This window comes from Pseudokineococcus sp. 1T1Z-3 (assembly GCF_037482365.1).
Lineage (GTDB): Bacteria > Actinomycetota > Actinomycetes > Actinomycetales > Quadrisphaeraceae > Pseudokineococcus.
The window spans coordinates 141,718-165,405 of the sequence record NZ_JBBHZF010000026.1; the positions used below are offsets into that span (position 1 = coordinate 141,718).

At 75.8% G+C, this 23,688-nt stretch carries 20 protein-coding genes; 9 read left to right on the forward strand and 11 right to left on the reverse strand.

Translation table 11 applies throughout. From position 1 onward, the window contains the following. Nucleotides 1–76: 76 nt before the first annotated feature. From WDV86_RS12745 to WDV86_RS12770, 6 genes are all read right to left on the reverse strand, one after another. Nucleotides 77–3,019, reverse strand: coding sequence for a leucine--tRNA ligase (locus WDV86_RS12745; RefSeq protein ID WP_339568010.1), 2,943 nt, complete (start codon nt 3,017–3,019; stop codon nt 77–79). Nucleotides 3,020–3,071: 52 nt separating this feature from the next. Further along, nucleotides 3,072–4,439: an NAD(P)H-dependent oxidoreductase gene (locus tag WDV86_RS12750; RefSeq protein WP_339568011.1), complete on the reverse strand. Its 1,368-nt coding sequence runs from the start codon at nt 4,437–4,439 to the stop codon at nt 3,072–3,074. Nucleotides 4,440–4,503: 64 nt separating this feature from the next. Beyond that, the gene (locus WDV86_RS12755) at nt 4,504–5,553 is read right to left on the reverse strand and encodes a TRAP transporter substrate-binding protein (protein WP_339568012.1); all 1,050 of its coding nucleotides are present in this window, start codon (nt 5,551–5,553) and stop codon (nt 4,504–4,506) included. Between the two features lie 105 nt (nt 5,554–5,658). After that, on the reverse strand, nt 5,659–6,978 hold the full coding sequence (locus WDV86_RS12760) for a TRAP transporter large permease (protein WP_339568013.1): 1,320 nt from the start codon (nt 6,976–6,978) through the stop codon (nt 5,659–5,661). Continuing rightward, complete coding sequence (locus WDV86_RS12765) at nt 6,978–7,694, reverse strand: TRAP transporter small permease (protein WP_339568014.1); 717 nt, start codon at nt 7,692–7,694, stop codon at nt 6,978–6,980. Before WDV86_RS12765 ends, WDV86_RS12760 begins: the two co-directional genes overlap by 1 nt. A gap of 348 nt (nt 7,695–8,042) precedes the next feature. Then, nucleotides 8,043–8,756, reverse strand: coding sequence for a GntR family transcriptional regulator (locus tag WDV86_RS12770; RefSeq protein ID WP_339568015.1), 714 nt, complete (start codon nt 8,754–8,756; stop codon nt 8,043–8,045). Nucleotides 8,757–8,850: 94 nt separating this feature from the next. Here WDV86_RS12770 and WDV86_RS12775 point away from each other — a divergent pair, with 94 nt between their 5' ends. Together WDV86_RS12775 and WDV86_RS12780 are read left to right on the forward strand one after the other, a co-directional pair. Then, entirely contained in the window at nt 8,851–9,711 is an 861-nt protein-coding gene (locus WDV86_RS12775; protein ID WP_339568016.1) for a sugar phosphate isomerase/epimerase family protein, read from the forward strand. Then, entirely contained in the window at nt 9,708–10,508 is an 801-nt protein-coding gene (locus WDV86_RS12780; protein ID WP_339568017.1) for an SDR family NAD(P)-dependent oxidoreductase, read from the forward strand. The genes WDV86_RS12775 and WDV86_RS12780 overlap by 4 nt, the downstream gene beginning before the upstream one ends. A 69-nt stretch (nt 10,509–10,577) precedes the next feature. Here the strand turns inward: WDV86_RS12780 and WDV86_RS12785 are convergent, their stop codons facing one another. Further along, the gene (locus tag WDV86_RS12785) at nt 10,578–11,852 is read right to left on the reverse strand and encodes an Nramp family divalent metal transporter (RefSeq protein WP_445263080.1); all 1,275 of its coding nucleotides are present in this window, start codon (nt 11,850–11,852) and stop codon (nt 10,578–10,580) included. Nucleotides 11,853–12,268: 416 nt separating this feature from the next. Between WDV86_RS12785 and WDV86_RS12790 the strand changes: the two genes are divergently transcribed. The 4 genes from WDV86_RS12790 (at nt 12,269) to WDV86_RS12805 (ending at nt 17,599) form a co-directional block, all read left to right on the forward strand. After that, the gene (locus tag WDV86_RS12790) at nt 12,269–13,327 is read left to right on the forward strand and encodes a ComEA family DNA-binding protein (RefSeq protein WP_339568019.1); all 1,059 of its coding nucleotides are present in this window, start codon (nt 12,269–12,271) and stop codon (nt 13,325–13,327) included. Beyond that, nucleotides 13,324–16,086, forward strand: a complete 2,763-nt coding sequence (locus WDV86_RS12795) for a ComEC/Rec2 family competence protein (RefSeq protein ID WP_339568020.1) — start codon at nt 13,324–13,326, stop codon at nt 16,084–16,086. Before WDV86_RS12790 ends, WDV86_RS12795 begins: the two co-directional genes overlap by 4 nt. A 104-nt stretch (nt 16,087–16,190) precedes the next feature. Continuing rightward, on the forward strand, nt 16,191–17,222 hold the full coding sequence (holA, locus tag WDV86_RS12800) for a DNA polymerase III subunit delta (RefSeq protein ID WP_339568021.1): 1,032 nt from the start codon (nt 16,191–16,193) through the stop codon (nt 17,220–17,222). A 104-nt stretch (nt 17,223–17,326) separates the two neighbouring features. Beyond that, a complete protein-coding gene (locus WDV86_RS12805; RefSeq protein ID WP_339568022.1) occupies nt 17,327–17,599 on the forward strand; it encodes a YciI family protein in 273 nt (90 codons plus the stop codon). A 105-nt stretch (nt 17,600–17,704) separates the two neighbouring features. On the opposite strand, the gene rpsT is transcribed toward WDV86_RS12805, so the two are convergent. Further along, complete coding sequence (gene rpsT / locus WDV86_RS12810; RefSeq protein ID WP_339568023.1) at nt 17,705–17,965, reverse strand: 30S ribosomal protein S20; 261 nt, start codon at nt 17,963–17,965, stop codon at nt 17,705–17,707. A gap of 235 nt (nt 17,966–18,200) precedes the next feature. Between rpsT and lepA the strand changes: the two genes are divergently transcribed. After that, a complete protein-coding gene (gene lepA / locus WDV86_RS12815) occupies nt 18,201–20,072 on the forward strand; it encodes a translation elongation factor 4 (RefSeq protein ID WP_339568024.1) in 1,872 nt (623 codons plus the stop codon). A 100-nt stretch (nt 20,073–20,172) separates the two neighbouring features. Here lepA and WDV86_RS12820 read toward each other — a convergent pair whose 3' ends face one another. Continuing rightward, nucleotides 20,173–20,385 carry a hypothetical protein gene (locus tag WDV86_RS12820; protein ID WP_339568025.1) on the reverse strand — a complete coding sequence of 71 codons (213 nt, stop codon included), beginning with the start codon at nt 20,383–20,385 and terminating at the stop codon, nt 20,173–20,175. An 88-nt stretch (nt 20,386–20,473) separates the two neighbouring features. Here WDV86_RS12820 and WDV86_RS12825 point away from each other — a divergent pair, with 88 nt between their 5' ends. Then, nucleotides 20,474–21,157, forward strand: coding sequence for an MOSC domain-containing protein (locus tag WDV86_RS12825; protein WP_339568026.1), 684 nt, complete (start codon nt 20,474–20,476; stop codon nt 21,155–21,157). Here WDV86_RS12825 and WDV86_RS12830 read toward each other — a convergent pair. Beyond that, a complete protein-coding gene (locus WDV86_RS12830; RefSeq protein ID WP_339568027.1) occupies nt 21,127–21,759 on the reverse strand; it encodes a GNAT family N-acetyltransferase in 633 nt (210 codons plus the stop codon). The two genes, WDV86_RS12825 and WDV86_RS12830, sit on opposite strands and share 31 nt — an antisense overlap. Nucleotides 21,760–21,876: 117 nt before the next feature. On the opposite strand from WDV86_RS12830, the gene hemW reads away from it, so the two are divergent. Beyond that, entirely contained in the window at nt 21,877–23,136 is a 1,260-nt protein-coding gene (gene hemW / locus WDV86_RS12835; protein WP_339568028.1) for a radical SAM family heme chaperone HemW, read from the forward strand. Nucleotides 23,137–23,140: 4 nt separating this feature from the next. Here hemW and WDV86_RS12840 read toward each other — a convergent pair whose 3' ends face one another. Further along, nucleotides 23,141–23,662 carry a DUF4870 domain-containing protein gene (locus tag WDV86_RS12840; protein ID WP_339568029.1) on the reverse strand — a complete coding sequence of 174 codons (522 nt, stop codon included), beginning with the start codon at nt 23,660–23,662 and terminating at the stop codon, nt 23,141–23,143. Nucleotides 23,663–23,688: the final 26 nt, after the last annotated feature.

Here is a 23,688-nt window from a genome sequence, read left to right on the forward strand (position 1 = left end):
TCGACGTCGACGTGCCGCGAGGGGGGCGCCCCGTGACGGCGGGTCGTCGCCGAGGCGCCGGGGGAGGGCGGCGGGGTCAGACGACGACGTTGACCAGGTTCGGGGCGCGGACGACGACCTTGCGGATCGGGCAGTCCCCGACGACGCGCTGCACGCCCTCGGCGGCCAGGGCCCGCTCGCGCAGGTCCTCCTCGTCGATGTCGGCGGGCACCTGCAGGCGGGCCCGGACCTTGCCGCGCACCTGGACGACCGCCGTCACCTCGGCCTCGACGAGCATCGCCTCGTCGGCCACCGGGAACTCGGCGTGCACCACGGACCCGGTGCGCCCGAGCCGGTGCCACAGCTCCTCGGCGACGTGCGGGGCCAGGGGCGCGACGAGCAGCACCAGCGCCTCGGCGACCGGGCGCGGCGTCGTGCCCCGCTTGACCAGGTGGTTGTTGAGCTCGATGACCTTGGCCAGCGCCGTGTTGAGCCGCAGCCCCTCGTAGTCGCGCCGGACGCCGTCGACCGTGCGGGCCAGGACGCGCGCGGTGGCCTCGTCGACGGGCTCGTCGACCACGCGGACCTCGCCGGTCTCCTCGTCGACCACGTTGCGCCACAGCCGCTGCAGGAAGCGGAACGAGCCGACGACGGCGCGCGTCTCCCACGGCCGGGCGGCGTCCAGCGGCCCCATGCCCATCTCGTACAGCCGCAGGGTGTCGGCGCCGTACTCGGCGATGATCTCGTCGGGCGCGACGGCGTTCTTCAGCGACTTGCCGATCTTGCCGAGCTCGCGGCCCACCGGCTCGCCGCGCCAGGAGAACGTCGCCCGGCCGGCGTCGTCGAGGCCTTCCTCGACCTCGGCCGCCGGCACCGGGATGCCGCGCGCGTCGCGGTAGACGAACGCCTGGATCATGCCCTGGTTGAACAGGCGGTGGAACGGCTCCGCCGAGCTCACGTGGCCCAGGTCGTGGAGCACCTTGTGCCAGAAGCGCGCGTACAGCAGGTGCAGGACGGCGTGCTCGGCACCGCCGACGTACAGGTCCACCCCGCCCAGCGGCTTGCCCTCGCGGGGGCCCATCCAGAGCCGCTCGACGTCGGGGTCGACCAGCCGCTCGGTGTTGTGCGGGTCCAGGTACCGCAGCTCGTACCAGCACGAGCCGGCCCAGTTCGGCATCGTGTTGGTCTCGCGGCGGTAGGTCTGCGGGCCGTCGCCGAGGTCCATCTCGACCTCGACCCAGTCCGCGCGGCGCGACAGCGGGGTCTCGGGCGAGGTGTCGGCGTCGTCGGGGTCGAAGGTGCGCGGGGAGTAGTCGTCCACCTCGGGCAGCTCGACGGGCAGCTGGTCCTCCGGCACGGCGTGCGCGACGCCGTCGGCGTCGTAGACGACCGGGAAGGGCTCGCCCCAGTAGCGCTGCCGGCTGAACAGCCAGTCCCGCAGCCGGTAGGTCGTGCTGGGGTGGCCCGCGTCGTGCGCCGCCAGCCAGGACGCCGCCGCCTCGCCCGCGGCCGCCACGTCCAGGCCGTCCAGCGCCAGGCCGTCGGGGCGGGCGCCCGAGGCGTCGGAGCCGGTGACCGCGCCGTCCTTGGCCGTCCACGCGTCCGCCCACGTGCTCGCGTCCGTGCCCCGGTCGTCACCGGGGGTGACGACGCAGCGCAGCGGCAGGTCGAAGGCCCGCGCGAAGTCGAAGTCGCGCTGGTCGTGCGCGGGCACGGCCATGATGGCGCCGGTGCCGTAGCCCATGAGGACGTAGTCGGCGACGAAGACGGGCACCTCCTCGCCGCTGACCGGGTTGGTGGCGGTCGCCCCCGTCCAGACGCCCGTCTTCGCGCGCCCGTCGTCCTGGCGCTCGTCCTCGGTGCGTGCGGCCGCCCCGCGGGCGTAGGCGTGGACGGCCTCGCGCGGGGTCGCGGCGCCGCCGGTCCAGCTCTCGGGCAGCGGGTCCCCGGCGGGCGTCGTGGTCGGCCACGCCGTCGCCAGGACGGTGTCGACGAGCGGGTGCTCGGGGGCCAGCACCAGGTACGTCGCGCCGAAGAGGGTGTCGGGGCGGGTCGTGAAGACATGGGCGACGCCGTCGCCGGCACCGGCGCCGCCCGTGACGGCGAAGCGCACCTGCGCGCCGCGGCTGCGCCCGATCCAGTGCCGCTGCTGGATCTTGATGGCCTCGGGCCACTCCAGCGGCTCCAGGTCGTCGACGAGCCGGTCGGCGTAGGCGGTGATCCGCATCTTCCACTGCCGCAGCGCCGCCGTGAAGACGGGGAAGTTGCCTCGCTCCGAGCGCTTGTCGGCCGTGACCTCCTCGTTCGCCAGCACGGTGCCGAGGCCGGGGCACCAGTTGACCGGAGCCTCGTCGGCGTAGGCCAGCCGGTAGCCGGACAGGACGTCGTCCCGCTCGACGGCGCTCAGCTCGCCCCACGGGCGTCCGTCCGGCGTCGCCCGCGTGCCGGCCTCGAAGGCGGCGACCAGCTCGCCGATCGGCCGGGCCCGCCCGGCCTCCGCGTCGTACCAGGAGCCGAAGACCTGCAGGAAGATCCACTGGGTCCAGCGGTAGTACTCCGGGTCGATCGTCGAGACCGACCGGTGCGGGTCGTGCCCCAGCCCCAGCCGGCGCAGCTGCTCGCGCATCGTCGCGATGTTCGCGAGCGTCGAGGTGCGCGGGTGCGTGCCGGTCTGGACGGCGTACTGCTCGGCCGGCAGGCCGAAGGCGTCGTAGCCGAGGGTGTGCAGGACGTGCCGGCCCGACATCCGCAGGTACCGGCTGTAGACGTCGGTCGCGATGTAGCCCAGCGGGTGCCCGACGTGCAGACCCGCCCCCGAGGGGTAGGGGAACATGTCCATGACGAACGCCGTGCTCGCCTGCTGCCCGCCGTCCACCGCGGAGGTAGGACGCGACGGCGCCGCGTACACGTCGTCCTCGAGCCACCGCTGCTGCCAGCGCGCCTCGACCTGCGCCGCGAGGGCGGCGTCGTAGCGCGCCGCGGGGGCGGATGACCCGTCGTCGGGGCGGGCTGGGGTCACGGCGGAGGCGGGGGAGGACACGGCTCCCGAGGGTAGTCGTGAGGTGCCGTCGCCCCCACCGCCGTCCTTGCTGCTAGGCGGGGACGGCGTCCGCGACGAGCAGCGCCTCGGTCTCCTCCCGCAGCGCCATCGCCTGCGCCAGCGACGCCTCCTCCAGGGCCACGTCCTCGCGCCGCACCACCTCACCCCTGGCCACGTCGCGCACCAGCGGCACGTGGTGGGCCAGCGCCACGGGCAGGGCGCCGTGCTGCACCGACCACGGCGCGGAGACGAGCTTGCCCCACACGGTGTACCCACCCTCGCCGTCGAGGAGGTCGCCGGCGCGCAGGTCCTTCTTCGCCGTGGCGACGACGTCGGCGTAGAAGCCCAGCGGGGTCCCCGTCGCCACCCCGCGGAGCGCGGCGTGGGCGACGGAGACGTTCAGCTCGAGCCCGACGTAGTGGTACGGGCGGTACAGCGCGGCGTACCGCCCGGTCGGGTCGGGGTGCCACGGGTAGTCCCCGAAGCAGCCCGCCACGTAGTCGTTCGTCGCGCGGACGACGACGAACATGCCCTCCTGGATGTTGTGCGGGATGAGGTCGCCCTCGCGCGTGACGCTCGACATCACCTCGACCGTGCCCTCGCGGGCGAGCACGCCGCCGACCTCGCGCGGCCGGCAGACGGTGGCGATCTGCTCCACGTCGCCGGGGGAGAAGGTCAGCCCCTCGTCCGAGGGCAGCAGCCCGCCGGCGTTGGCGACGGCGGCCATCTCGATGGCGGCCTTCGTGCCGTCCCGGAAGGCCGTGTGCATGCGCGGGTTCAGCTGCCCGGAGGAGGTGAGCTCCTCGGAGAACTCCCAGTGCTCCCAGACGTTGTCGGGGTTCATGTCGTGGTAGGTCGGCAGGTACTTGGCGCCCTTGCCGGCGCACACCACGGTGAAGCCTGACGTGCGGGCCCAGTCGACGAGCTCGTGGACGAGCGCCGGCTGGTCGCCGTACGCCAGGGAGTAGACGACGCCGGCTGCGCTCGCCCGCCGGGCGAGCGCCGGCCCGGCGAGGGCGTCGGCCTCGACGGTCACCATGACCACGTGCTTGCCCGAGCCGATGGCCGCGAGCGCGTGCCGGATGCCGACGACCGGGTTGCCGGTCGCCTCCACGACCACGTCGAGGTCGGCGTCGAGCAGCTCCTGGGCGTCGCGGACGGCGGCCGCGCGGCGCTCCCCGCCCTGGCCGCCGATCGCCGTCGCGACGTCGTCGACGACGTCCTCGGCCGGCCAGCCCGCCCGGGCGAAGGACGCCCGGGCGCGCTCGACGTCGAGGTCGGCGACGGCGACCACGTGGATGCCGGGCAGCCCCCGGGCCTGGGAGAGGTACATCGTCCCGAATCGGCCGGCGCCGATGAGGCCCACGCGCACGGGGCGCCCGGCGCGCTCCTTCTCCTCGAGCTGGCGGTGCAGGTCCACGGGTCGTCCTTCCGACGGTGGTGCTGGGTGGGGTGGGGGGTGGCGTCGCCCGGCTGGGCCGCGCTCAGCCGCGGATCTGGGTGATCCACTCCTGGACCTGCGGGGAGAGGCTCTCGACGACGGGCTGGGTCGCCTCGACCCACGCCGGCCGGTCGGTGAGGTCGTGGAAGGTGGCGCCGAGGCCCTCGAGCTCGGTCTCGTACTCGTCGATGTTCGCGATCGTCCGCTCGGTGTAGCTCTCGCCCACCTGGGCGGCGGCGTCCTCGATGATCGTGCGGTCCTCCTCCGACATCCCCTGCAGCGCCTCGTCCCACACGATGAAGTGGTAGTTGGCGTACATGTGCTCGGTGCGGGAGATCTCGGGAGCCACCTCGTAGATGCTGTTGAAGAGGATGGCGTCGAGGGGGTTCTCCTGGCCGTCGAGGACGCCCTGCTCCAGGGCGGAGTAGACCTCGTCGAAGGGCAGCGCCTCCGAGCGGGCCCCGAGCGCCTGCCAGGTCTGCAGCATGGTCGGCGCGGAGGGGGTCCGGATCGTGAGGCCCTGGACGTCCGAGAGCTGGGTGACCGGTGTCTTGGTCGTCAGCTGCCGCGGCCCGCGGTACATGTCGCCGAGCATCCGGTAGCCGGACTCCTCGGCGATGGCCTCCTTGATCTCGTCGCCGATGCCGCCGTCCCACGTCTCGAAGAAGGCCTCGGGGCTGTCGTAGAGGAAGGGCGCGGTCTCGACGCTGGCGAGGTCGGTGTAGGCCTCGACCGACAGCAGGCTCTCGATGACGACGTCGGTGGTGCCCAGCTGCAGGCCCTCGACCATCTGCTCCCAGGTGCCGAGCGTCGAGGACGGGAAGATCTCGACGGTGATGCGCCCGTCCGAGGCCTCCTCGACGAGGTCGGCGAACTCCTCGGCACCGGTCTGGCGCGGGTCGGTCTCGCTGCCCGCGTGGCCGAGGGTCAGCGTCATCGTGCCCTCGCCCCCGGCGCTGCCACCGTCGTCGCCGCCGCAGGCGCTGAGGACGAGGGCGCCGGCCGCGAGCGCCGCGGCGAGGGCGGTGGTGCGGCGGCGGGTGCCGGCGGGCCGGGTCGTGCGGGCGGGGTGGGTCTGGGTCGACGTGGTCATGGAGTACCTCCAGGGGTGGGCCGCGGGCGTCCTCGCGCGCGGCGTCGGGGGGCGGGGAGAGGGGCCGGGAGAAGCGGCCCGGAGAAGAGGTCGGGAGGGGCCGGGCTAGGCGCCGATGAGCGACGGCAGCCAGAGCGAGACGGCCGGGACGTAGGTGATGAGCAGGAGCACGCCGACCCCGGCGGCGACCATCGGCAGGACGGCCTTGACGGCGGCGAGGGTGCTCGTCTGGCCGATCTCGGCGGCCAGCAGCAGGCAGATCCCGACGGGCGGGGACACCAGCCCGATGCCGAGGTTGATGACGATGATGATCCCGAGCTGCACCGGGTCGACGCCGATCGACGTCGCCAGCGGCAGCAGGATCGGCGTGATGATGATCAGCGCGGCGTTCGCCTCGATGAACATGCCGATGACGAGCAGGAGCACGTTCATCAGGAGAAGCAGCACGACCGGGTTCTCGGTGAGCGCGAAGATCGCCGACGCGGCCTCCTGCGGCACCCGGCCCAGGGTCAGCGCCCACGAGTACAGCTGGGCGGCCGCGAGGACGAGCATGATGAGCCCCACCATGAGCGCCGAGCTGGTCATCGTGTCGCGCAGCCGCTCCCAGGTGAGCTCGCGGTAGACGACCAGGCCGACGAAGACGGCGTAGACGACCGCCATGGCCGCCGCCTCGGTCGGGGTGAAGACCCCGAGCCGGATGCCGCCGAGGATGAGCACGGGCAGCAGCAGCGCCGGCACGGCCCGCACCAGCGAGGGCAGGACCTTGGGCACCTCGTCCTTCGGCGTGCGGCCGATCTCCTTCGGGTCGCCCGCCCTCGCCACCGCCTCGGGGGTGAAGCCGCGACGACGGACCACGAGGTGGATGGTCAGCATGAGCGCCAGCACGTAGAGCAGCCCGGGGACGATGCCCGCGAAGAACAGCTGCCCGATCGAGGTCCCGCTGACGACGCCGTAGACGATGAGCGTGATGCTGGGCGGCAGGATCGGCGCCACCACCGAGGACGCGGCCGTCGTCGCGGCGGCGAAGGCGGCGCGGTAGTCGCGCTGCCTCATCGCGGGGATCAGGACGCGCCCGAGGGAGGAGACGTCGGCCACGGCGGAGCCCGAGAGCCCCCCGAACATCAACGACGACAGCACGTTGGTCTGCGCCAGCCCGCCGCGGAGCCGGCCGACGAGGCTGTCGGCGAGGGCCAGCAGGCGGGCGGTCATGCCGCCGGCGCCCATGATGCCGCCGGCGAGGACGAAGAGCGGGATGGCCAGCAGGGGGAAGGGCGTGATGCCCGCGACGATGCGCTGGGCGCTCACCGTGAGCGGCACGTTGCCGACGACGACGAGCGCGACCAGCGAGGCGGCGGCCAGCGCGAAGCCGACCGGGACGCGCAGCAGCATCGCCGCGCCGAAGTTGCCGAGCAGCAGCGGGCCCATCAGACCTCCTCGTCCGTGGTGCGGGGCTCCTGCTCGCCGTGGCCGCGCGTGCGGCGCACCCCGCGCCACCACGCCTCCAGGGCGAAGACGACGGCGACCGCCGTGGCGACGGGGACCGCGAGGGCGTTCCACCCGAAGGAGATGCCGAGGCCGGGCAGCGTGCGGGTGAAGCTCGTCGACAGCCCCGTGTAGCCGTAGTAGGCGAGGGCGAGGAGCACGCCGACGGTGATGACCGCGGCGACCGTGTCCAGGACGGCGCCGACCCAGCGCGGCAGCGGCAGCAGCTCCCAGACGTCGAGGACGAGGTGGCGGCCGCGGCGCACGCCGAGGGCGACGGCGAGCAGGGCCAGCCAGACGAAGGCCATGGTGGCCAGCTCGTTGGCCCAGGCGGAGGCCGACGCGGTGACGTAGCGGGCCAGCACCTGCCAGAACACGGCGGCGGTCACGACCGTCAGCAGGACGCCGCAGACGCCGACGAGGGCGCGGTCCAGCAGGTCCACGGCCCGGCCGACGGGGCCGGGCAGGGCCTCGGGGCGGTCCGGCCCGGACTCGGCGGAGCCGTCGACGCCGGTGTCGCGCACGTCCGGCTGCCCGGGACCACCGGCCTCCCCGGCGCGGGTCGGCCCAGCGTCGGTCGGCCCGGCGTCGGTCGGCCCGGCGGAGGTCGGCCCGGCGCCCTGGGAGCGGCCCCGGGCGTGTGGTGCGTGGCTCGCCATCTCGACTCCCTCGTCGATGCGGTCGTGCGTCTCGCGTGGGCCCCTCGGGACCGACGCTCCGGCGCCGAGGCACCAGGAGCTGCCGCTCCTGCGCGGCTCGGACGAGCATCGGCGGTCGACGACTCATTGTCAACAGTCGGCAGTCAGCAGTTGTCTGATGTCACGACGGGGTGACGGCAGGCGCGGTCGTGGTGCCGGTGGCGGGCGGGCAGGGGTGGCTGCGCCGCGTCCCGGCGCGAAGAGGCCGGCGAAGAGGGCCCGGCGGAGAAGGGCGCTCAGGAAGGCCGGAGGGGAAGAGGCGGTGAGGAAGGTCCGGCGGGTGCCACCGGTGGGGTGCGACGACGGCGCTCAGGCGAGCGGCGCGAGCTCCTCGTCGCTCTCGGACTCCTCCGGCATCCGCGACAGCACCGCGGTGACGGCCTCGTCGAGGTGGCGGCGGAGCGTCTCGAGGGCGTGCGGCACCTCGCCGCGCTCGATCGCGGCCACGAGGGGCTCGTGCCTCTCGGCGGCCATGTTGTGCAGCGCGGTCGCCTCTCCCGCTGCGACGATGGCCGCGCGGGCGTGCCCGCCGACGCCCAACCAGGCCCGGACGAGCGACTCGTTGCCCGAGGCCCGGCAGAGCGCCTCGTGCAGCTCGAGGTCGCAGGTGACGCGGTCGGCGAAGGAGGTCGCCTGCCGCAGGCGCTCGAGACGACCCCGCAGCTCGGTGATCGCCGGCCCCCGGTCGGGCAGGGCGCACACGGCCTCGACGGCGAGGGCCTCCAGGGCGCCGCGGACGGCGAAGACCCCGGCGACCTCGTGGCGGGAGAGCACGCGGACGGTGAGGCGGCCGCGGGAGTCCGCGACCAGCAGCCCTTCCTGCTGCAGGTGGCGCAGCGCCTCGCGCAGCGTGCCGCGGCTGACGCCGAGCGCCTCGCTCAGCGTCGTCTCGACCATGTGCGTGCCCTGCGGGAACTGCCCGGACGCCAGTGCGGTGCGCAGCTTGGCGAGGATCAGCTCTCGTCGCGTCGTCCTCTCGACCCGGCCGAGGCCGTCGAAGGAGGCGTCGGCGAGGGAGCTCATGGGTCGACAGTAGACCGTCGGCCAGCGACACCTGTTGACTGTCAACAGAAGCCTCTCTACGGTGTGCCTCCTTCGACGACGAAGGGAGCGACCCGTGGACCCACGGCGCGTCTACTGCTCCACCATCTCCTTCCGCCACCAGCCCCTGGCCGAGGCGCTGGGCACCATCACCGGTCTGGGCTTCACCGGCGTCGACCTCGGGGCGCTGCCCGGCGTGTGCGACCACGTGCCCGTCGACCTGGACGAGAGCTCCGCCACCGCCGTGCGGACGGCGGTGCAGCGCGCCGGCGTGCAGGTGCGCTCGGTCAACGCGGACGTCGGCGACCTGGACGTGCCCGACGCCGACCAGGGCGCCGCGCGGCGCCGCGAGCAGCGCCTCGAGCGGCTGCTCGACCTCGCCCGGGAGGTGGGGGCGACCGCCCTCGTGCTGCCCAGCGGCCGGCTCGGGCACGAGCCGGTGCGCGAGGACGCCGCGGACCGCGCCCTCGTCGTCGAGCGGCTCGTCGACGCCGCGCAGCGGGCCGGTCGACGGGGCCTGGAGCTGTGGACCGAGGCGCCGCACGCCCACCGGACGGTCTGCGACCTCGACCGCGCCGGTCGCCTGCTCGACGCGCTGCCCGCCGAGGTGGGCGCCGTCCTCGACGTCAGCCACGTCGTCGCCTCGGGCGGGGACCCGCTCGACTTCGTCGCCCGCCACGGGGACCGCACCCGGCACGTGCACCTGCGGGACGCGGTGCGCGGGGACATCCACCGCAGCCTCGGCCGGGGCGACGTCGACTTCGCCGCCGTGCTGGGCGCCCTGGACGCCGCCGGCTACGAGGGCGTCCTCGCCCTGGAGCTGGAGACCCGCGACGTCCGTGACGAGGACCGCCCGGAGGCCGCCCTGGCCGCCGGGGAGCTCATCAGCGGCCTGCTCAGCGCCGCTGCCCGACCCGCCGAGGAGCCCGTGCGATGACCACCCAGACCCAGGACGAGGCGACCCGTACCGGCGCGGCGCGGGGCCGCCGCACCGCCGTCGTCACCGGCGCCGGCTCGCCCCGCGGCATCGGCGTCGCGACGGCGCGCCGCCTGGCGAGCGACGGCTGGGCGGTCGCCCTGCTCGACCTGGACGCCGCGGCCGCGGAGAAGGCCGCGGCGCAGATCGGCGAGGAGCACGGCGTCCCGGCGACCGGCCTGGGCGTCGACGTCACGGACGAGGAGTCCGTGGACGCCGTGGTCACCCGGGTCGAGGAGACGATGCCGCCGGTCGCGGGGCTGGCCTGCATCGCCGGCATCACCTCCCCGACGCGCTTCCTGGACACCACCCGCGCGGAGTGGGACCGCATCATGGGCGTCAACGCGACGGGCACCTACCTCGTCGCCAAGCGGGTGGCCGCGACGATGCGCGACGGCGGTGGCGGCGCCATCGCCACCATGTCGTCGGTCTCGGCCGTCCGCGGCGGCGGGGTCTTCGGCGGTGTCCCGTACTCGGCCGCGAAGGCGGCGATCCTCGGGCTCACCCGGGCGATGGCGCGCGAGCTCGGCCCGCTGGGCATCACCGTCAACGCGGTGGCCCCGGGCGTCGTCGACACCGACATCCGCGCGGGCGCCACGAACCCCGAGAAGGAGGCCGCCCTGGCCGCCGACGTCCCGCTCGGGCGCCAGGCCACCGCGGCCGAGATCGCCGCGCTCTTCGCCTTCCTGCTGTCCACCGACGCGGCCTACATCACCGGTGCGACCTACGACATCAACGGCGGCTCGCACATCTCCTGAGCCGGCCGGCGCGCAGGGCGCGGGCCGGGCAGGAGCCCGGTCCGCGCCGCCGGGTGCACCCGCCGGCCGTCAGCCCCCGACGTAGCTCGCCAGCTGCACGTAGCTGAGGACGAGGAACAGCGCTCCGGCGAGGGTCAGCAGCACGTTGCTCAGCCACCCGTTGCGCCAGCCCGCCGGGGTCCGTCGGGAGTTGAGCAGCCACAGCAGCGTCCCGGCGAGGAAGGGCATGAACAGGGCGCCCAGGACGCCGTAGGCCAGCACGAGCTGGAACGGCTGCCCGAGCAGGAGCAGCAGCATGGGCGGGAAGGTCAGCCACAGCGCGTAGGCGCGGAAGGCGACGGTGCGCTCGGGGTGGTCCGAGCGCGCCGGTGAGCCCTGGCCGGAGCGCAGCACGGCGACGAAGTCGGCGAAGAGCAGGCTGACGCCGTTCCACACCCCGAGCAGGGAGCTGAACGCGGCGGCGAAGAAGCCGACGAGGAAGAGCGTCGAGATGACCGGCCCGAAGCGGGCGGACAGGACGTCGGCGAGGTCCAGCAGCCCGCGGTCGCCGGAGGTCAGGCTGATCTGGGCGGCGTTGAGCAGCTCCGCGCCGATGACGAGCATCGCGACGACGAAGACGCCGGTGGTGACGTACGCCGTGCGGTTGTCCCACCGCATGACCATCATCCAGCCGCGGTCGCGCCACCCCTTGGCGTTCACCCAGTAGCCGTAGGCCGCCATCGTGATGGTGCCGCCCACGCCGCCGATGAGGCCGAGGGTGTAGATGACCGAGCCGTCCGGCAGCCGGGGCACCAGCCCGCCCAGCATGGCCGGGACGTCCGGCACCACGAGGACGGCCAGCCCGACGACGATGACGAACATGACCCCGATGAGGGCCGTCATGACCTTCTCGAAGACGGCGTAGCGGCTCGTGAAGACGAGGACGAGGCCGAGGACGCCGCAGAGGGCGCCCCAGGCGGCCAGCGGCATGACGTCGGGGAAGAGCGCCGCGAGCGGCAGCGCGCTCGCCGTCATGGCGGTGGCGCCGTAGACGAAGCCCCAGACGACGACGTACACGGCGAAGTAACCCGTGGCCCAGCGGGTCAGCGAGCGCCAGCCCTCGATGATCGTCGTGCCGGTGGACAGGTGGAAGCGCCCGGTGGCCTCGGCGAGGGAGATCTTGACGACGCACCCGACGACCGCCGCCCACAGGAGCGTGTAGCCGAGCTCGGCGCCGGCGATGAGGGTGGCGACCAGGTCGCCAGCGCCGACCCCCGTCGCGGCGACGACGATGCCCGGGCCGATGCGGCGCACCGACGCCTTGCGCTGGGCGGCGTCGGCGCCGGGGCCGGCGTCGACGGCCACGCCGGACCGGCCGCCGGGAGCGGCGTCCCCGGCGGCGGAGGGGCGGTGGGGAGTGCTCGCGCCCACGGCGTCACGTCCTCGGAGCTGGCCGGGCGGCTGAGCTCCTCGACCCGCGGCACCAGCGCCGGCGGCGGGCTCGACCCGGCGGGCGTCGACGCCCGTGCGACGGACGGTAGTCCGCGGCCGCGGGGCGGCGGAAGCCTCCGGGTCCTCGTGGCGCGCCGGCGCCGCGTGGGCTTGCTCACACCCCTGCAGCCGTCTGCCGCCGACCAGCCGACGCGTCGTCCGGTGCGCGGCCCGGCTGCCGGGGTCGTCGTCTGTGGGGGGTGGCGTCCACAGCGGCAGGGGTGCGGGGCTCGTCCACAGCCCCGGTGCCGGGCGCCGGCTCGGCTCGCGGGCGGCGCCACAGTCGGCACGTGCCGGGTCGCAAGGAGGACGTGACGGACGCCGAGCTCGTGCGACGGCGCCTGGACGCCGTGCTGGTCGGTGGGCGTGCCGGCGGGCGGGACGGCGGGAGCCCCGAGGAGGTCGAGGACAGCGACGACGAGCTCGACGAGGACGTCGCCCCGGGCGACGGGCGAGGAGGCCACCGAGGACGGCAGGGCGCGCCGGGTCGTCGGGCGTCGGGGCGGCACGTCGCCGACGGGGACCTCGCCGAGGGGCTCGGGCTCTGGCCGCAGCTGGTGGGCGCGCTCGCCGACCGCGTCCCCGTGGCCGTGCGGCACGGACGCTGGGGGCTCTCGGGTCCCGTGGTCGTCGCCGTCCTCGTGGTCGCCGCCGTCGTCGTGCTGGGGCTCGCCGTCCGTTCCTCCGCCGGGGCGCCGGGCGTCCCCGTGCCCGTGCGGGCGCAGACGCCGGCGGCCGCCGAGACGACCGCGGTACCGGGTGCGACGCCGGTGGCGCCCGCGCCGTCGGCGGCGGCTCCCTCGGCCCCCTCGCCGGGGCCGGCGCCCGCCCCGGCCTCGACGGCCTCCGCAGCCGGCCCGGCCGAGGTGGTGGTGCACGTCGTCGGCCAGGTCGCCGGCCCCGGTGTCGTGCGGCTGCCCGCAGGCTCCCGCGTCGGCGAGGCGCTGGAGGCCGCCGGCGGGGCGACGCCGGAGGCCGACCTGGCGCGCGTCAACCTCGCCAGGGTGCTCGTGGACGGCGAGCAGGTGCTCGTCCCGGCGCCGGGGGAGGAGGTCGCGCCGCTGGCGGCGCCCGACCTCGCCGTCGCGACCGGGGCGGCAGCCGGCGGCACGGCCGACGGTGGAGCCGGCGCCGCTCCTGGGGCCGGCGGGACCGGCCGGGTCAGCCTGAACACCGCGACGGCGGCCGACCTCGACGCCCTGCCCGGCATCGGGCCCGTGCTGGCCCAGCGGATCCTCGACACCCGCGCGCAGCTGGGCTCCTTCACCAGCGTCGAGGAGCTCGGCGAGGTCAGCGGCATCGGCGAGGCCCGGCTGGCCGACCTCCGTGACCTCGTGGTCGTGCCGTGAGCCCGCCCGCGGGCGGGCAGGGCGCCGTGACCCGGCGCCCGCTCCTGGCGGCAGGTGAGGAGGACGACCGAGCACCCGTCGCCGGGGTGGAGGCCGCCGACCTGCGGCTGGTGCCGGCGGCGCTGGCGGCATGGGCGAGCGCCGGAGCGGCCGTCGCGCTCCCCGCGGGGTTCTCGCTGCTGGTCGCGCTGCTGCTGGGCGTGGCCGTCGTGGGGCTGCTGCGGGCCGGTGGACGAGCGGGGCGGCCCGCAGGCCCGCGACGGCTCGGAGTCACGGGAGGACGCGGGGACGCAGGAGGACGTACGGGCGCAGGACGACGGAGGGACGCAGGACGACGCGGGCCCTCGCCCGCGAGGTCGGCCGTCGCCGTCGTCCTGCTGGTCGCTGCCGTCGTGGCCGCGACGACGGCCCTGCGCGTCGCCGAGCGCGACGGCGGGCTGGTGCCAGACCTCGTCGCCCGCTCGGCCGTCGTCGAGGTGGTCGGGCGGGTCGCCGGCGAGCCCGCCGCCGTCCGACCCCGGGAGGGGTCCTGGGGCGACGGACGACCGCGCTTCGTCGTGCGCGTGGTGCCCGAGCAGGTGACCGGTCGTGGGGTCGTGGCCCCTGCGCGCGGCGCGCTGCTCGTCGTGGGTGGCGTCGACCTGGGCGAGCGGTCCCGTGACGAGGTCGTGCACCTCGTCGGTCGCCTGTCGCCCGCCGAGCGGGGCGACGACGTCGTCGCCGTGCTGCGCCTGGTCGGCGGCGTGCGCGCGGTCGAGCCGCCCACGGGCTGGCGGGCCACGGCGGCGTCCCTGCGCGGAGGGCTGCACGACGCGGTCGCCGGGCGCGGCGACGACGCGCGCGGCCTGCTGCCGGGGCTCGTCGTCGGGGACACCTCGCGGATGCCGCAGGACCTCTCCGACGACATGCGGACCACGGGGCTCGCGCACCTCACCGCGGTCAGCGGCGGCAACACGGCCGTCCTGGTCGCCGCCGTGGCGGCCGGGGCCGCGCTGCTCGGCGCCCGGCGGCGCCTGCGCACCGCGCTGGCCCTGACGGCGCTCGTCGCCTTCGTCGGCGTCGCCGGTCCCGACCCCAGCGTCCTGCGCGCCGGGGTGATGGCTTCGGCGGCCCTCCTCGGCGTGGTCGCCGGCCGGCCCGGGCGCGGGGTGCCGCTGCTGGCCGCGGCCGTCGTCGTGCTGGTCGTCGCCGATCCCTGGGCCTCGCGCTCGGTCGGCTTCGCGCTCTCGGTGCTCGGCACGGGCGCCCTGCTGCTGCTGGCGGCACCGTGGGCGGACGCCCTCTCCCGGGTCCTGCCGGCGCGTCTGGCCATGGCGGTGGCGGTCCCCGCGGCCGCGCAGGCGCTCTGCGCCCCGGTGCTGCTCCTGCTGGCCCCGGAGGTGTCGCTCGCGGCGGTCCCGGCCAACCTGCTCGCGGCGCCGGCCGTCGCGCCCGCCACCGTCCTCGGCGTCGCCGCGCTCGCGGTCGCGCCGCTCTCGGCGACGGCGGCGCAGGTGCTCGCCCTGCCGGCGGCCTGGGCGGTCGGGTGGGTCGCCCTCGTCGCGCGCACCGGCGCAGGCGTCCCCGGCGCCGCGCTGCCGTGGCCCGGTGGGTGGGGTGGGGCTGCCCTGCTCAGCGGGGTCCTCCTCGCCGGGCTGGTCCTGGCCCCGGCCGCCGTGTCGGTGGGCCGGCACCTGCGCGTCCGTCACCTGCGCGTCTGGGACCCGCGCGCCAGGGACCGGCCGGGTGGGGACCGGCGGGAGGGGGGCCGGCGGGGTGGGACGCGGCCGCAGCGGGCGTCGACCACGTCGACGACCACGGCACGAGGCGTGCCCCGGTGGCGCCGTGCGACAGCGCTGACGGCCGCCGCGCTGCTCGTCGTGGCCGGTCTCGGCCTGCTGCTCGCGCGCACCGGTGTCCGGGGCGGTGCCTGGCCGCCGCCCGGCTGGGTGGCGGTCCAGTGCGACGTCGGGCAGGGCGCCGCCCTCGTCGTGCGCAGCGGGCCGGAGGCCGCGGTCGTCGTCGACGCGGGGCCTGACCCGCCCGCCGTGGACGGCTGCCTGGACCGGCTCGGCGTGCGGCGGGTGGACCTGCTCGTGCTGACGCACTTCCACGCCGACCACGTCGACGGGCTGCCCGGCGTCCTCGACGGGCGCGAGGTCACCCGGGCCGTGGTCAGCCCGCTGGCCGTGCCGTCGGCGGCGGCCCAGGAGGTGGCTGCGCAGCTCGCCGCCGAGGGCGTGCCGTCCGAGCGCGGCGAGGCCGGCCTGGCCGGGGTGGCGGGGCAGGTGCCGTGGCGCGTGCTCGGTCCCGCCGCCGGCCGATACCCGCGCGATGCCCACGTCCCCGGCGCGGACGGCGCAGGCGAGGGCGACGGCGCGAACGACGCGAGCGTCGTCGTCCGGCTCGACGTCGTCGACCCAGGGGGTGGGGGCGCGGTGTCGGTGGTGGCCCTCGGCGACCTGGGCGCCGGGGCCCAGGCGCAGCTGCGACGGGCGACCGCCGCGGACCTCGGCGCGTGGCCCGTCGACGTCCTCGGCGTGGCCCACCACGGCTCGGCGGACCAGGACCCGGGTCTTGCCGCGCTCGCCTCCCCCCGCGTGGGGCTCGTCGGGGTCGGGGCCAACACCTACGGCCACCCGACGCCGAGCGCCCTGCAGCTCTACGCCGACGTCGGCGCGCTGGTCGCGTGCACGACGGCGACGGGGGACGTCGCGGTCGCCGGGACGCCCGGGTCGCTCACGGTCGTGCCGCGGCGGCGGGTCGCGGCGACGTGCTGAGGGCCCGGCCAGCCGGGGGAGGGGCGTCGTCGGCGGGTCGTGGCACCCTGCGACCTGTGGCGGCGAAGGCACCAGCGTCGAAGGGGTCGGCGTCGAGAGGGTCGGTGCCGAGAGGCTCGTCGTCGAGGAGCAGGGGCGGCGGGCGCGGGCGTCCGGGCCCCGCCGGCCTGCCGTGGACCGAGGCGGTCCCCGGGCCCGTCGTGCTCGTCACGGGCACCGAGCGGCTGCTCGGCGAACGGGCCGTCGCGCGGGTCACGGCGCTGGCCCGCGAGCAGCACGCCGACCTGGAGGTGACCACCCTCGACGCCGCCGCCCACAGCCCCGGGGCGCTCGACGCCGTCGCCAGCCCGTCGCTCTTCGGCGAGGAGCGCCTCGCCGTCGTCACGGGCGTCGAGGCGCCGGGGGAGGGCTTCGAGGCCGAGGTGCTGCGCTACCTCGCCGCCCCGGCGGACGACGTCGTGCTCGTGCTGCGCCACGCCGGCGGCCAGCGGGGCAAGAAGGTCCTCGACGCCGCGCGCGCGGTCCCGGGCGCCGTCGTCGTCGACTGCCCACCCGTCAAGCGCGACGACGAGAAGATCGCCTTCGTGGGCGCCGAGGTCGGCGCCGCGCGCCGTCGGATCTCCGCGCCTGCCGCCCGCGCCCTCGTCGACGCCGTGGGCTCGGACCTGCGCGAGCTCGCCGCCTCCTGCGCCCAGCTCGTCGCCGACACGAGCGGCACCGTCGAGGTCGAGGACGTCCAGCGGTACTACGGCGGGCGGGTCGAGGCCACGGGATTCCGGGTCGCCGACGCCGTCGTGGCGGGGCACCGGGGCGAGGCGCTGGCGCTCGTCCGGCAGGCGGTGAGCACCGGCCTGGACCCGGTGCCGATCGTCGCCGTCCTCGCGCTGCGGCTGCGGCAGATGGCCCTCGTCGCGGGCACCCAGGGCCGCGAGGAGGACGTCGCGCGGGCCCTCGGCATGCAGCCGTGGATGGTCGGGCGCACTCGCCGAGAGCTGCGCGGCTGGTCACCGGCCGCGCTCGGCGCCGGCGTCGTCGTCCTCGCCGAGGCCGACGAGGCGGTCAAGGGAGGCGGTCGCGACCCGGTCTACGCCCTCGAGCGCGCCGTCCTGGCCCTCTGCGCCTCGCACGAGCGATGAGCCACCCTCGGCCGGGGCCCTCCGCCCACGCTCTCGACCCCCCACCCGCGACCAGAGCCCACCGATCGCGCCCGGTCCCGCCGGCCCAGCACGAAGGAGCACCCGTGACCCACGTCGTCGCCGAGATCCGTTACACCGCAACGCCCGAGCAGGTCGCCGCGGTCCGCCCCGAGCACCGTGAGTACCTGCGCGGGCTGCACGCGGGCGGGTCGCTGGTGATGTCGGGGCCGTGGGCCGACGGCACCGGTGCGTGCCTGGTCTACCGCGTCGAGGACGAGCGGGAGGCCAGGGCGCTGCTGGAGGCCGACCCCTTCTCCCGCGAGGGTGTCGTCGAGGTGGTCTCCGTACGGGCGTGGTCCGTCGTCGTCGGAGGCTGAGGAGCCGCCCTGTCGCAGGGACGACGAAGGGGCGCGCTCCCGCGGGAGCGCGGCCCCTTCGTCGGCGGCGGCAGGCGCCGGGACGAGCCCGGCGCGGCGGACGGCTCAGACCGAGGCGACCCGCTTGGCGAGGGCCTGCTTGCGGTTGGCGGCCTGGTTCTTGTGGATGACGCCCTTGCTCACGGCCTTGTCCAGGCGCTTGGAGGCGTGGGCGAGGGCGACCTGCGCGGCGTCGCGGTCGCCGGCAGCGGCAGCCTCGCGGACCGAGCGCACGGCCGACTTGAGCTCGGACTTGACGGCCTTGTTGCGCAGGCGCGCCTTCTCGTTGGTCGTGATGCGCTTGATCTGGCTCTTGATGTTGGCCACGGGTAGGTGCTCCAGGTCGGGTCAGGGTGGTCGTCGTCGTCTCGTCGCCCTCGTCGGCGCAGCCACCCAGCAGGCGCTGCTCGAGGACACGCTCGTCGGACGCGTCACGAGACGCGCGCCGGGCGCACCCGCACGAGGTTACCAGCGCGGAGGTGCCCGCCCTGCGTGCGACGATGGACGTCCTCGACCACGGGCGTCCCGCCCCGAGCCCGCCCGACGGAGGTGGCCCCAGCCCGTGAGCGCACCGGCCCGCAGCGAGACCGGCGAGCAGGGCATCGCGCCTGCCGCGACCGAGCCCGCCCTGCTGCGGAACTTCTCGATCATCGCCCACATCGACCACGGCAAGTCGACCCTCGCCGACCGCATGCTGCAGATCACCGGGGTCGTCGACGAGCGGGCCATGCGGGCGCAGTACCTCGACCGCATGGACATCGAGCGCGAGCGCGGCATCACCATCAAGAGCCAGGCCGTGCGGATGCCGTGGGCGGTGGACGGCGTCGCGCACGCGCTCAACATGATCGACACGCCCGGGCACGTCGACTTCACCTACGAGGTCTCGCGGTCCCTGGCCGCCTGCGAGGGGGCGATCCTCCTCGTCGACGCCTCCCAGGGCATCGAGGCCCAGACGCTGGCCAACCTCTACCTGGCGATGGAGGGCGACCTCGAGATCATCCCGGTGCTCAACAAGATCGACCTCCCCGCCGCGCAGCCGGAGCGCTACGCGGCGGAGATCGCCGGCCTCGTCGGCTGCGACCCGGGCGACGTGCTGCGGGTCTCGGGCAAGACCGGCGAGGGCGTCCGTGAGCTGCTCGACCGCATCGTCGAGCGGGTGCCGCCGCCGGTCGGGGTGGCCGACGCGCCTGCCCGGGCGATGATCTTCGACTCGGTCTACGACACCTACCGCGGCGTCATCACCTACGTCCGCGTCGTCGACGGGACGCTCCGGCCGCGCCAGCGCATCGCCATGATGTCGACGCGGGCCACGCACGAGCTGCTGGAGATCGGCGTCAGCTCGCCGGAGCCGACGCCGTCGGAGGGCCTCGGCGTCGGGGAGGTCGGCTACCTCATCACCGGTGTCAAGGACGTCCGCCAGTCCCGCGTCGGCGACACCGTGACCGACGCGGCGAGGCCGGCGACCGACTCCCTGGGCGGGTACCGCGACCCCAAGCCGATGGTCTTCTCCGGGCTCTTCCCCATCGACGGCTCGGACTACCCCGTGCTGCGCGACGCCCTCGACCGGCTCAAGCTCAACGACGCCGCCCTGCTCTACGAGCCCGAGACGTCCGTGGCCCTCGGCTTCGGCTTCCGCTGCGGCTTCCTGGGGCTGCTGCACCTGGAGATCGTCCGCGAGCGGCTGGAGCGCGAGTTCGACCTCGACCTCATCTCGACGGCGCCCAGCGTCGTCTACGAGGTCGCGATGGACGACGGCGAGGTGCTGCGGGTCACCAACCCCAGCGAGTTCCCCGAGGGCAAGGTCAAGGAGGTCCGCGAGCCCGTCGTCAAGGCGACCGTGCTGGCCCCCAGCGACTTCATCGGGCCCGTCATGGAGCTGTGCCAGGGCCGGCGCGGTGAGCTGCAAGGCATGGACTACCTGTCCCCGGAGCGCGTCGAGCTGCGCTACGTGCTGCCCCTCGCGGAGATCGTCTTCGACTTCTTCGACCAGCTGAAGTCCAAGACCCGCGGCTACGCCTCCCTGGACTACGAGCCCATGGGTGACCAGGCCGCCGACCTCGTGAAGGTCGACGTGCTGCTGCAGGGGGAGAAGGTCGACGCCTTCAGCGCCATCGTGCACAAGGACAAGGCCTACCCCTACGGGACGATGATGGCCGGTCGGCTGCGGGAGCTGATCCCGCGCCAGCAGTTCGAGGTGCCCGTGCAGGCGGCGATCGGCGCGCGCGTCATCGCCCGCGAGACGGTCCGTGCCATCCGCAAGGACGTCCTCTCCAAGTGCTACGGCGGCGACATCACCCGCAAGCGCAAGCTGCTGGAGAAGCAGAAGGAGGGCAAGAAGCGCATGAAGATGGTCGGCCGCGTCGAGGTCCCCCAGGAGGCCTTCATCGCCGCGCTGAGCTCCGACGCCGACGTCAAGGACGCCGCGAAGAAGTAGCCGTCCGACCTGGCGGACCTCGTCGCCTCTTCTCGCGTCGGGCGGGCGGGCGCCGAGGCGGACGTCGTCGCCCCTGCCCGGACGGTGCCGGCGGTCGTGGTCAGCGGCGGCGACGCGCGGGCGTGCGACGACGGTCGACGGCCGCCCACGAGGAGGCAGCGGCGGCGTCCTGCAGCCGGCAGCGCTCCTGCGCGGAGAGGACGGCGACGAGCCCGTGACCCTCCGTCGAGGCGGGCGCGGGCGCGCCCGTGGGCCGCTGCGCGGAGACGTCGTCCGTGGCGCTGGGCGCGTCGGGCCTGGCGGTCGAGGTCACGATCGTGCATCGGTCATGGCGGCCGGGACCTTGAGCGGGGGTGCCCGAGGTGCCGCCGTCTGCCCTCGGCGCCTGCTTCACTGCGCCCATGGCAGCTCCCGACGACCCGGCTGGCTCGGGCCTGACCCGCGGCGGGCAGGTCCTCGCCGTCTGCCGCGTCCACGCCCTCGCCGCGGACGGCGACCGCGGCGACGTCACGGCCATCGACAAGCGCCCGGTCCCGGAGCGGGTCGACGTCGGGACGCTCAGCCTGCGCGGGGACGTCCAGGCCGACCGGGAGCACCACGGCGGCCCGGACAAGGCGGTCTACGCCTACGCGCAGGAGGAGGCCGACCACTGGTCCGGGGTGCTGGCGCGCGACGTCACCCCCGGGCTGTTCGGGGAGAACCTGCGGACGACGGGCGTCGACGTCGACGGCGCCGAGGTCGGCGAGCGCTGGCGCGTAGGGGAGACGCTCGTCCTGGAGGTGACGATGGCCCGCACGCCCTGCCAGACCTTCGCCCGCCACCTCGGCGAGCAGCGGTGGGTCAGGCGCTTCACCGAGCGCGGTCGCCCGGGGGTGTACCTGCGCGTCGTGACGCCCGGCCCCGTCGCGGCGGGCGACGCCGTCGAGGTGCTCTCCCGGCCCGGCCACGGCGTGACCGCGTCAGGCTTCTTCGCCAGCCGCTCGCCGGAGCAGGCGCGGACCCTGCTGGCCGCCGAGGACTCCGGGGCGCTCGCCCTCGCCGCCGACCTGCGGCCCTACTGCGAGCGTGCGCTCGCCTCGGCCTGAGCCGACCCCCGCCGCCCCGGCCGGGAAGCGCCGTCGTGCGGGACGGCGGCGACGAGCACCCGCAGCGCGCCCAGCTCGCCGCCGACCTGGCGCACGCCCGTGTCGGTCCAGCCGGCCGCCGCGTAGGCGCGCTGCGCCACCACGTTGCCGTCGCCGACGGTGAGCACCGCGAGCGCCGGCCCTGCCGGCGGTGGGCCCCACACCTGTGCGGCCAGCGCGGGGACGGCGGCGGCCGCCCGGGTGCCCCAGCCGCGGCCCTGCTCGGCGGCCGCGAGGTAGAAGCCGCGCAGCAGGACGGCGCGGGCCGGGTCGTCCAGGACGGCGGCCAGCCACTCCCCGCGGTCGAGCACCCCGAAGCCGACGGGACGTCCGCCCGCGAGGACGGCGAACGGGGCCCGTCGCGGGTCGGCGTCCGCCGCAGGCAGGGTCTGCCGAGCGCTCGCCGAGTCGACCAGCTGGTGCGGCGCAGGCTCCAGCGCCAGGAGCTGCGCCCGGAGGGCGACGTCCTCAGGCCGCAGCGGGTGCAGCCGCACCCCGACACCCTCGCCCTCCGCGACGTGCGCCCTCGTCGCGGAGTCCTGCGCCGCCCGCTGCTCCCGCACGGACCCATCCTCGCCCCGACCGTGCGGTGCACCTGCCGGCCGGCTGGTGGCACGAGGCCCCGGTGCGGCGCTCGGGCCGTCGACGGGCGACGGCGTCGGTCGAGAGACCATGTCCCCGTGAGCCCTGCCCTGCCCGTCGGCGACCCCGCCCCGCCCGACGGCGCCCTGCCCGGCTCGGTCGTCGACGGTGCGCACGAGCGGGCGCTGGCGATGTACCTCCACGTGCCGTTCTGCCGGGTGCGCTGCGGCTACTGCGACTTCACGACCTACACCGCCGAGGAGCTCGGCGGCGCCGGCAGCGGCTCCTCGCGCGCCGGCTACGCCGCCGTGGCCGCGCGTGAGGTCGAGATGTCCGGCCAGGTGCTGGCCGCCGCCGGCCTGCCGCCGCGGCCGGTCTCCACCGTCTTCGTCGGGGGAGGCACGCCGACGCTGCTGGCCAGCCGTGACCTGCTCGGGCTGCTCGACGCCGTCCGCACCGTCCACGGGCTCGCCGACGACGCCGAGGTCACCACCGAGGCCAACCCGGACTCCGTGACCCCGGCGTCCCTCGCCGAGCTGGCGGCCGGCGGCTTCACGCGTGTGTCTTTCGGGATGCAGTCCGCGGTCCCGCACGTCCTCGCGACGCTCGACCGCACGCACGACCCCGCCCGCGTCCCCGACGTGGTCCGGTGGGCCCGTGACGTCGGGCTCCAGGTCAGCCTGGACCTCATCTACGGGACGCCGGGGGAGAGCCCGGCGGACTGGCGGGCCAGCGTCGAGGCGGCGCTCGCGTGCGAGCCCGACCACGTCTCCGCCTACGCGCTCGTGGTGGAGGCGGGCACCCGGATGGCCGGGCAGGTGCGCCGCGGCGAGCTGTCCCTGCCCGACCCCGACGACCTCGCGGGCAAGTACGAGGACGCCGACGCGCTGCTCCTCGCCGCCGGCCTGGGCTGGTACGAGGTGAGCAACTGGTCGAGCGGCCCGGGCACCCGGTGCCGCCACAACGTGTCCTACTGGCGCGGCGACGACTGGTGGGGGGTCGGGCCCGGCGCCCACAGCCACGTCGGCGGGGTGCGGTGGTGGAACGTCAAGCACCCCGGCGCCTACAGCGCACGGCTGGCCGAGGGGCGCTCACCGGCCCACTCCCGCGAGGTGCTGGACGACGGCGCACGCCTCGTGGAGCGGGTGCTGCTCGGGCTGCGGCTCGCCGACGGCCTGCCCGCGGCGGTGCTGCCGTCCGAGGGGCGCGCGCGAGTCGCCGACGTCGTCGCCGACGGGCTCCTGCGGCACCACCCCTCCCCGGCCGACGTCGACATGGCCGGAGGCGGACGGGTCGTGCTCACCGACCGCGGCCGCCTGCTGGCCGACGGCGTCGTCCGCCGCCTGCTCGGCTGGTGACGCGTCAGCGCACCAGACGCAGCGTCAGCGGGTAGCGGTAGCGCTCGCCGCCGTTGCTGCGGACGGCCGCGAGGACGGCGAAGACGAGGGCGTAGACCGGCAGCACGACCGACGCGATCGCGGGCACGAAGGTGAGGATGCCGAAGGTCACGATCCCGAGCAGCCACGTGGCGGCGAAGACGCCGGCGACCGTGATGTGGAAGTTGAGAGCCTCCTTCGTCTGCTCGCGCACGAACAGCCCCCGCTCGCGCAGGACGAGGTAGGCCACGAGAGGCCCGACGAAGGAGGAGACGAGACCGGAGAGGTGCGTCAGCGTGGCCCACAGCCGCTGGTCGGCCGGCGAGAGGTCGTCGGCGCCCTCGGGCCGCGGCCCGCCGCGCGGGGAGCCGCCGTACCCCTGCTGGCCGTACCCCTGCTGGCCGTAGCCCTGCTGGCCGTACTCCTGCTGGCCGTACTCCTGCTGGCCGTACCCCTGCTGGGGGCCGGGCGCCGGCTGCTGGTCACCACGGGGCTGCTGGTCGGACACGGGACGTCCCTCCTCTGCCGCGACCG